This window comes from Mitsuaria sp. TWR114 (assembly GCF_007997345.1).
The window spans coordinates 1-624 of sequence record NZ_VOSR01001080.1; the positions used below are offsets into that span (position 1 = coordinate 1).

The 624-nt window shown below is 73.7% G+C and carries 1 protein-coding gene and 1 pseudogene; both read right to left on the minus strand.

Features of this window, described 5'->3' with window-relative positions:
* Window positions 1-232 (minus strand): hypothetical protein (locus FUT87_RS27495; protein WP_147243026.1); only part of this gene is annotated, 232 nt, incomplete at its 3' end.
* A gap of 109 nt (window positions 233-341) precedes the next feature.
* Window positions 342-624, minus strand: a pseudogene (locus FUT87_RS27500) (hypothetical protein); the annotation flags it as partial.

Genomic DNA, 624 nt, shown 5'->3' on the forward strand with positions numbered 1-624 from the left:
GCATCGCCAGGTCGTCGGGCGGCACCTGCGGCGCGCTGTCCAGGATCTGCGACAGCGACAGCACCCGCGCGATGCCGGCGCGGCGCGCCAGTTCCTTGTCCACCACCATCGAGAGCGCGCGCGTGCTGTCGCGCATGTGGCGCACGGTGGCTTCCTGCTCGTCGCTCCAGGTCCGCCAACTGACCCACAGCGCCGCGATGATGCCCGGCAACATCACGGACAGGACGAGCACGAGCAGGCGGGAACGGATCGGCAAAGGCATGGGCGGTGCGGCGGAGGAACGGTCATGCCGCCGCGGCCAGAGGCCGGCGGCGCGGACGCGGGAGCGTCGCGGCGGCAGATTATGGGCGGTGCTGTTCAAGGGCGTCGGGACGGGCCGCCGGGGCGGCACCGTCGAGGGAAGTCACGGGCGACGTCGATGAGGGCGGGACGCCGAGACGGCGGCCGGCGACAAGGGCGTCGGCGATAGAGACGGCGGCGACAAGGGCGGCGGGCGCAGCAGGCTGCTCAGCGGCGGGCAGGGCCCGGTCGCTGCCGCGCAGGTAGACCGCGACGGGGCGCATGTGGCGGTTGCGCTGGCTGATGCTGCGCAGGCAGATCAGCAGCGGCACCGCGAGCACCGCG